Origin of the sequence: Paraburkholderia sp. Ac-20347, from assembly GCF_017104805.1 — a bacterium.
Lineage (GTDB): Bacteria > Pseudomonadota > Gammaproteobacteria > Burkholderiales > Burkholderiaceae > Paraburkholderia > Paraburkholderia tropica.
In genome coordinates this window covers 1-7,738 of sequence record NZ_JAAGPN010000327.1, presented here as the reverse complement: position 1 = coordinate 7,738, position 7,738 = coordinate 1, and the positions used below count along the sequence as shown (strand labels likewise).

8 protein-coding genes are annotated in these 7,738 nt (G+C 66.5%); 5 read left to right on the top strand and 3 right to left on the bottom strand.

Annotated features, from left to right (window positions below):
* Both G3N97_RS34270 and G3N97_RS34265 read left to right on the top strand, forming a co-directional pair.
* Nucleotides 1–777 (top strand): uracil-DNA glycosylase (locus G3N97_RS34270; RefSeq protein ID WP_241031010.1); only part of this gene is annotated, 777 nt, incomplete at its 5' end.
* Entirely contained in the window at nt 774–1,958 is a 1,185-nt protein-coding gene (locus tag G3N97_RS34265; protein WP_241031009.1) for a DUF1853 family protein, read from the top strand. The genes G3N97_RS34270 and G3N97_RS34265, both read left to right, overlap by 4 nt.
* A gap of 7 nt (nt 1,959–1,965) precedes the next feature.
* Here the strand turns inward: G3N97_RS34265 and thiD are convergent, their stop codons facing one another.
* On the bottom strand, nt 1,966–2,772 hold the full coding sequence (gene thiD / locus G3N97_RS34260) for a bifunctional hydroxymethylpyrimidine kinase/phosphomethylpyrimidine kinase (protein ID WP_074984584.1): 807 nt from the start codon (nt 2,770–2,772) through the stop codon (nt 1,966–1,968).
* Nucleotides 2,773–2,883: 111 nt separating this feature from the next.
* On the bottom strand, nt 2,884–4,194 hold the full coding sequence (gene lplT / locus G3N97_RS34255; RefSeq protein ID WP_065060185.1) for a lysophospholipid transporter LplT: 1,311 nt from the start codon (nt 4,192–4,194) through the stop codon (nt 2,884–2,886).
* A gap of 218 nt (nt 4,195–4,412) precedes the next feature.
* On the opposite strand from lplT, the gene alr reads away from it, so the two are divergent.
* From alr to G3N97_RS34240, 3 genes are all read left to right on the top strand, one after another.
* Nucleotides 4,413–5,483 (top strand): alanine racemase, encoded by a 1,071-nt coding sequence (alr, locus tag G3N97_RS34250; RefSeq protein ID WP_183713999.1) that lies wholly within the window; start codon nt 4,413–4,415, stop codon nt 5,481–5,483.
* Nucleotides 5,484–5,569: 86 nt separating this feature from the next.
* A complete protein-coding gene (gene radA / locus G3N97_RS34245; protein ID WP_065060360.1) occupies nt 5,570–6,946 on the top strand; it encodes a DNA repair protein RadA in 1,377 nt (458 codons plus the stop codon).
* A gap of 134 nt (nt 6,947–7,080) precedes the next feature.
* Nucleotides 7,081–7,344 carry a DUF2866 domain-containing protein gene (locus tag G3N97_RS34240; protein ID WP_065060183.1) on the top strand — a complete coding sequence of 88 codons (264 nt, stop codon included), beginning with the start codon at nt 7,081–7,083 and terminating at the stop codon, nt 7,342–7,344.
* A gap of 178 nt (nt 7,345–7,522) precedes the next feature.
* Here the strand turns inward: G3N97_RS34240 and G3N97_RS34235 are convergent.
* Nucleotides 7,523–7,738, bottom strand: a 216-nt coding sequence (locus G3N97_RS34235) for a hypothetical protein (protein WP_205997300.1), incomplete at its 5' end; no start/stop codon positions are given.

Genomic DNA, 7,738 nt, shown 5'->3' with positions numbered 1-7,738 from the left:
CGCACGCCGCAGCGCGAGCCGGGCGCTGCCTCGCCGCCCGCCGATGCGCGTCGACCGGCGCCGTCCGAAGCGAAGCGCGCCCAACCGGATGCCGACGAACCGCCGCCGTTCACCGACGACGATTTCGCGTGGTTCGATTCGGTCGCCGAACCGGTGCTGCCGCAAGACATCGACGCACCCGCGCGCGCGCCGCGCGACGACATCGCGACGCTCGACTGGGACGCGCTCGCCGAACGCGTCAAGTCGTGCGAGCGCTGCCGCCTGTGCGAAAAGCGCACCAACACCGTCTTTGGCGTCGGCGACCGCGAAGCCGACTGGATGCTGATCGGCGAAGCGCCCGGCGAGAACGAAGACCGCCAGGGCGAGCCGTTCGTCGGCCAGGCAGGCAAGCTGCTCGACAACATGCTCCATGCGCTGACGCTCGCGCGCGGCGAGAACGTCTATATCGCCAACGTCATCAAGTGCCGCCCGCCCGGCAACCGCAATCCCGAGCCGGACGAAGTCGCGCGCTGCGAGCCGTATCTGCAACGCCAGGTCGCGCTCGTGAAGCCGAAGATCATCGTCGCGCTCGGACGTTTCGCGGCGCAGAGCCTGCTCAAGACCGACGGCAGCATCGCGTCGCTGCGCGGTCGCGTGCACGAATATGAAGGCGTGCCGGTGATCGTCACCTATCACCCGGCGTATCTGCTGCGCAGCCTGCACGACAAGTCGAAGGCGTGGGCCGATCTGTGCCTCGCGCGCGACACGTGGCGCAAGGCGGCGGGCGGCGAGTCATGAACGCGGAAGGGCGCGGCGGGGTGGGGCTCGTCGCGTCCGACGCTGTGTTCGGAGTTGTGTCCGGAGTTGCGTCCGATCCACTGGCCTGCTACACCGACGCGGCCGTGCGCGATCTTGCGTGGCTCCTGCTGAGTGCGGACTTGTTGCGTCCGCAACCGCATGCGCCGCTCGCGCAGCCTTGCGCCGATACGACGTCGGCCCGTGCCGTCGCCGACTGGCTCGTTCAACTCGATCGCCATCCGGCGCCGCTGCACGCCATGCTCGATGCCGCGAATCTCACGCGTCTGGGTCGGTACGCCGAAACGCTGCTCGGCGCGTGGCTGACGCTCGGCCCCGCGCCGCGACTCGTCGCCGCCGGTCTCCCGCTGCGACACGCGGGCCGCACGCTGGGCGAATGCGATTTTCTCGTCGAGACCGCCGACGGCCACAAGCTGCATTGGGAGCTGGCGGTGAAGTGCTATCTCCACGCGGACGCCGACGAGCCTCACGAGGGCCGTCTCGCGGATTTCGTCGGGCCGAATTTGCGCGATCGCTTCGACTGGAAGTTCGCGCATTTGCTCGACCATCAATTGCGGCTGACGCAGCGCGAGGAATTCGCGGCGCTCGGCCTGGCGGGTCCCTGGCTCGCGCAGATGTTCGTGAAGGGCTGGCTGTTCTATCGCGCGGATCGGCACGCGGGCCATGCCGCGACGAATGCGCCGGAACTGGCGGCAGCGCATGGGCGCGGCTGGTGGGTCACGCACGCCGATTGGGCCGATTTCGCGGCGCGTCACGACGCGGATGGCTGGAGCGTTTTGCCGCGTCTCGCGTGGCTCGCGCCGCGCCGTCTCGACGCGCATGAACTCGCGGAACGCGATCGTCTAAAGATCGCAACTAACAGCCAATCCAGCGCTGCGTCCGAAAGTAGCGGTGAAACAAGTAATCAGGAAAAGTGCGAGGGCGGATCGGCGGACGAAATGTCTATCAAGCGCGCCACGCAGGCAGACGGATTTTTAAACCGCCTCGCTGTCGCGCGCCCGACCGATTCCGCGACGCTGTTCGCGAATCTGCCGCGCAAACATGATCCGGTGATGGTCGCTGCGTTCGTCGCCGACGGCGTCGGCGGCTATATCGAGCGCTCGCGCGGCTTCATCGTCCCCGACGACTGGCCCGAGCGGGCGAGCGCTTTCGCGCGGCAATAACCCGCGTTTACCACCAACGCCAGAAGTGATGCACCGGGCCCACGCCGTGCCCGACGTGGAGCCGGTCGCTCGCTTCCAGCGCGCCGGTGAGATAGGTCTTCGCCTGCGCGACGGCATCCGCGAGCGTCGCGTTCTGCGGCCACAGCGCGGCAATCGCGGAAGACAGCGTGCAGCCCGTGCCGTGCGTGTTCGTCACCGGCACGCGCGGGCCGCCCAGACGCAGCGTGCCGCCGGCTTCGATCAGCCAGTCGGGGCTGTCGTCGCCGCCGAGGTGGCCGCCTTTCATCAGCACGGCCTGCGCGCCGAGCGCACGCAGACGCTCGCCTTGTTCGACCATCGCGGCTTCATCGGTGGCCGCTTCGATGCCGAGCAGCGCCGCCGCCTCAGGCAGATTCGGCGTGACGATGCCCGCGAGCGGCAGCAACTCCTCGCGCAGCGCCGCGACGGCCTCGGGCGCGAGCAGCGCGTGATTGCTCTTCGAGATCATGACCGTGTCGAGCACCACGCGCGGCGGCTTGTGACGGCGCAGCGCGTCGGCCACCGCGCGCACGATCGATGCGTTGGCGAGCATGCCGATCTTCACGGCGTCGATGCGGATGTCGTCGAATACGGCGTCGAGTTGCGCCGTCACGAAGGCGGCGTCGGGCGCGTGGATCGCCGTCACGCCGCGCGTGTTCTGCGCGGTCAGCGCGGTGATCACGCTCGCGCCGTACGCGCCGAGCGCGGAGAACGCCTTGAGGTCGGCCTGGATGCCCGCGCCGCCGCCCGAATCGGAGCCGGCGATCGTGAGGACGTGGGAAATCGGTGAGGTCATGGCAGCGTCGCGAAGGCGCCGCGCGCGCATCGCTCCGAAAGCTCGAAGACCGTCGCGCGGACGCTGAAAAGTTCGATGAAGGGGACGGCGGCGGCGCGTTGGCGCAGCCGGTCAGTGTCCGTGATTTTCGCCGATCAGCGCGACCGAGTCGAACGCGCGCTGATTGGCCTGGTGGCGCCGCATCACGAGCCACATCATCAGACAGACGAAGGTGCCGAACAGCACGATCACGATGGTCACCGGCACGTCGAGCCAGACGAGCACGGCGTAGAGGCACAGCATCACGAGCACCGAGAGATTTTCGTTGAAATTCTGCACGGCGATCGAGTGACCGGCGGACAGCAGCACGTGGCCGCGATGCTGGAGCAGTGCGTTCATCGGCACGACGAAGAAGCCCGACAGCGCGCCCACGACCATCAGGAACATATAGGCGAACAGCAGATAGCCCGGAATGCGCAGGTGGCCGATGTGCAGGCCCCAATGCGGCGGAAAGAGGTTGCGCGTGTAGAACGCCATCAGCATCACGGCGATGCCCATCAGAATGCCGACCGGCAGCACGGAGAGCGACTTCTTGAGCGGAATGCGCGCGGCTGCGATCATCGCGCCGGCGGCCACGCCCACGGCCACCACGGCCTGCAGCACCGCGCCTTCCGAGAGCGACATGCCGAGCGAGACTTCGGCCCACTTCAGCACGATGAATTGCAGCGTCGCGCCCGCGCCCCAGAACAGCGTCGTGACCGCGAGCGAAATCTGGCCGAGCTTGTCGTGCCAGAGCGTGTTGAAACAGTCGGCGAAATCGGTGATGAGGCGGATCGGACCGTGCTGCTGGCGCGGATAGCGCGCGCCGGTGTCGGGAATGCGCAGATTGAAGAGGGCGGCGATCACGTAGATGGCCATGATCACGAGCATCGCGGCTTCGGCCGGCGTGTTGATCGAGGCGGGCGTGTGGCGGATCACGTGGGCGGCGATGTGCGGGCTGATCAGCGCGCCGCCGAGCACGGTGCCCAAAATGATGGAGCCGACCGTGGTGCCCTCGATCCAGCCATTGGCGGCGACGAGCCGTTCAGGCGGCAGCAGTTCCGTCAGAATGCCGTATTTGGCAGGCGAATACGCCGCCGCGCCGAAACCGACCACGCCGTACGCGAGCAAGGGATGCGTGCCGGCCAGCATCATGGCGCAGCCCACGACCTTGATCGAGTTCGTGATAAACATCACTTTGCCCTTAGGGCGGGAATCAGCAAAGGCGCCGACGAATGCGGCAAGAACGACGTAGGAAAGGACGAAGAACAGCTTGAGCAGCGGCGTCATCCAGTTCGGGGCGTGAAGGTCTTTCAGCAGTGCAATCGCAGCGATCAGGAGCGCATTGTCGGCCAACGACGAAAAAAACTGCGCGGCCATGATGGTGTAAAAGCCTTTTTTCATCTGATGCGATGCTGTCCTCGCTGCGGTCCGTCCGCCCCGGACGGGTGGGAGGCATCCGGGCTTATTACGTTCGAAATGGGTTGTGCGCAGGGCTTTATATCACGAAAATAGCTGCATTCGGACTAGCACATTCCTTGACCGCCCAGCAGGCGGGCCTGCCGGGCGCTGAAAACACCCTGTAAGCTCCTGATTCGAAAGCGTCTTTACGAAAATCTCCCATGCCGCGCCCCCTCTCAGCCACGATTCACACCGCCGCACTCGCCAATAATCTCTCCGTCGTCCGGAAATACGCGCCGAAGTCGAAAATCTGGGCCGTGGTCAAGGCCAATGCCTACGGGCACGGGCTGGCGCGGGCGTTCCCCGGACTGCGCGCCACCGACGGTTTCGGCCTGCTCGACCTCGAAGAGGCCGTGAAGCTGCGCGAGCTCGGCTGGGCGGGCCCGATCCTGCTGCTCGAAGGCTTTTTCCGGCCGACCGACATCGACGTGATCGACCGTTACAGCCTCTCGACCGTCGTCCATTGCGACGAGCAGATGCGCATGCTCGAAATGGCACGTCTCTCGAAGCCCGTGAACGTGCAGCTCAAGATGAATAGCGGCATGAACCGGCTCGGCTACACGCCCGAGAAATACCGCGCCGCATGGGAGCGCGCGCGGGCGGCGGCCGGCATCGGTCAGATCACGCTGATGACGCATTTCGCGGACGCTGACACGCCGCGCGGCATCGGCGAGGCGATGGCGGCGTTCGAGCGCGGCGCGCAGGGGATCGCGGGCGCGCGCAGTCTCGCGAATTCGGCGGCCACGCTCTGGCATCCGGAGTCGCATTTCGACTGGGTGCGGCCCGGCATCGTGCTGTACGGCGCGTCGCCTTCGGGCGTGGCGTCGGCGCTCGACGGCACCGGCCTGCAACCGGCGATGACGCTCGCATCCGAATTGATCGCCACGCAAAACGTCGCCGAAGGCCAGACCGTCGGCTACGGCTCGACTTTCACGGCGCGCAAGCCCATGCGCATCGGCGTGGTGGCCTGCGGTTACGCGGACGGTTATCCGCGCGTCGCGCCCGAGGGCACGCCCGTGATCGTCGACGGTGTGCGCACGCGGGTCGTCGGCCGCGTCTCCATGGATATGCTGACCGTCGATCTCACGCCGGTGCCGGGCGCGGGGATGGGCACGCGCGTCGAGCTGTGGGGCGCGAATCTGCCGATCGACGAGGTGGCCGCCGCGTGCGGCACGATCGGCTACGAGCTGATGTGCGCGGTCGCGCCGCGCGTGCCGGTGCGCGCTGAGTAAGCGCGGAATAAGCGCGGAATAAGCGCGGCGCGCGGGGAAGCGGGACAGGACAACGACACCAGAACAACGGCGGTATGGCTAAAAGTATGGCGAAGGTTAAGACGCTCTATATCTGCACCGAATGCGGCGGGCAGGCGCCGAAATGGCAAGGACAGTGTCCCGCGTGCAGCGCGTGGAACACGCTGGTGGAAAGCGTCGCGGAGCCCGCGGGCAATCACCGTTATCAGGCGCTAGCGAAGAGCGCGCCGGTGCGCCGTCTGGCCGATATCGAGGCGTCCGACGTGCCGCGCTTCACGTCCGGCGTGGGCGAGTTCGACCGCGTGCTGGGCGGCGGCCTGGTCGCGGGCGGCGTGGTGCTGATCGGCGGCGATCCGGGCATCGGCAAGTCGACGCTGCTGCTGCAATCGCTCGCCGAAATCGCGGCCGATCGCCGCGCGCTCTATGTGAGCGGCGAGGAATCGGCGGCGCAGATCGCATTGCGCGCGCAACGTCTCGGTCTGCTCGAAAAGGGCTCGAAGATGAGCGAGCTGCAACTGCTCGCCGAAATCCAGCTCGAAAAGATCCAGGCGACCATCGAGGCCGAGAAGCCCGATGTCGCCGTCATCGACTCCATCCAGACGATCTATTCCGAAGCGCTGACGTCCGCGCCCGGCTCGGTCGCGCAGGTGCGCGAGTGCGCGGCGCAGCTCACGCGCATCGCCAAGCAGTCGGGCACGTCGATCATCATGGTCGGCCACGTGACGAAGGAGGGCAACCTCGCGGGCCCGCGCGTGCTGGAACACATCGTCGATACGGTGCTGTATTTCGAGGGCGACACGCACTCGTCGTTCCGTCTGGTGCGCGCGTTCAAGAACCGTTTCGGCGCGGTCAACGAGCTGGGCGTGTTCGCGATGACCGAGCGCGGGCTGCGCGGCGTTGCCAATCCTTCCGCACTGTTTCTCTCGCAACACGAGCAGAGCGTGCCGGGTTCGTGCGTGATGGTGACGCAGGAAGGCTCGCGGCCGCTGCTGGTGGAAGTGCAGGCGCTGGTCGACACGGCGCAGGTGCCGAATCCGCGCCGCCTCGCGGTCGGGCTCGAGCAAAACCGGCTCGCGCTGCTGCTGGCGGTGCTGCATCGTCATGCGGGCATCGGCTGTTTCGACCAGGATGTGTTCCTGAACGCGGTGGGCGGCGTGAAGATCACCGAACCGGCCGCCGACCTCGCCGTGCTGCTTTCGATTCATTCGTCGATGCGTAACAAGGCGTTGCCCAAGGGCCTGATCGTTTTCGGCGAAGTGGGCCTGGCGGGCGAGATCCGTCCCTCGCCACGCGGCCAGGATCGTCTGAAGGAAGCGGCGAAGCTCGGTTTCACCTGCGCGCTGATTCCGCGCGCCAATGCGCCGAAGCAGCCGATCGAGGGACTCAACGTGATCGCCGTCGAGCGGATTGAGGAAGCGATCGACCGGGTGCGCGAACTGGAGTGATGTCGATGCGACAGGCATGTTCTGTCGCGTAATCATTGGTAACAACCCTGGTTCGCACTGTAACCAGAAAATTTTGCGATTTCCCTATCCTTGCCCGCATATGCAACCCCGCATCCAGCGGAAAGGATAGCGACTTGAAACAGACAGAATCGTCCTTCGTCGGAAACTCGATCGTCGTGCGCGGCTGCCGCGTCTCCGAGCCGCTTGTGCAGCCTTTCGGCGGCACTTGCCGCATCGTCGAGTGGATCGACGGCAACGGCCGCATTTCACGCCAGGTGGTGGCCGGCAATGTAACGGCCGCGCAGGTGCGCAGCACCATCGCCCATCACGTGGAAGGCCGCAAGCACGTCATGTACGACGACGAGCGCATGCCGCGTCAAACGCTGCCGCGGCGCTAGGCGCGCGGCGAGGGCTCGAGTGGAGCCCGAAGGTGGTGGCGAGGTCATGGCCACCGGGACAGAAAAATGGGCGCATCGAGCGCCCATTTTTCATACAGCTTGCCTTTCCTTAACTTACATTGCGCCTGCTCTTAGTTGCCCCTTAGCCATACCCTCAGCCGCCCCTGGCCACGTTAGCTCACGGGCCGTAGCTGAACGGTTTCTTGCCCGGCGGCTGGCCCGGCGCGTGCGTACCGCCGCCATGCGCAGCATTTTGCGCATAGCCTTGCATGCCGGGCGTGTTGGTCGAGAAGGCGGATTGCGGATTGGCTGGCGGAGGCGCCACGGGTGCGCTCTGCGCACCCGCCATGCCGTAGGCCGCCGCGGCGGCACCCGCCTGCGCGAACGGCGCCGC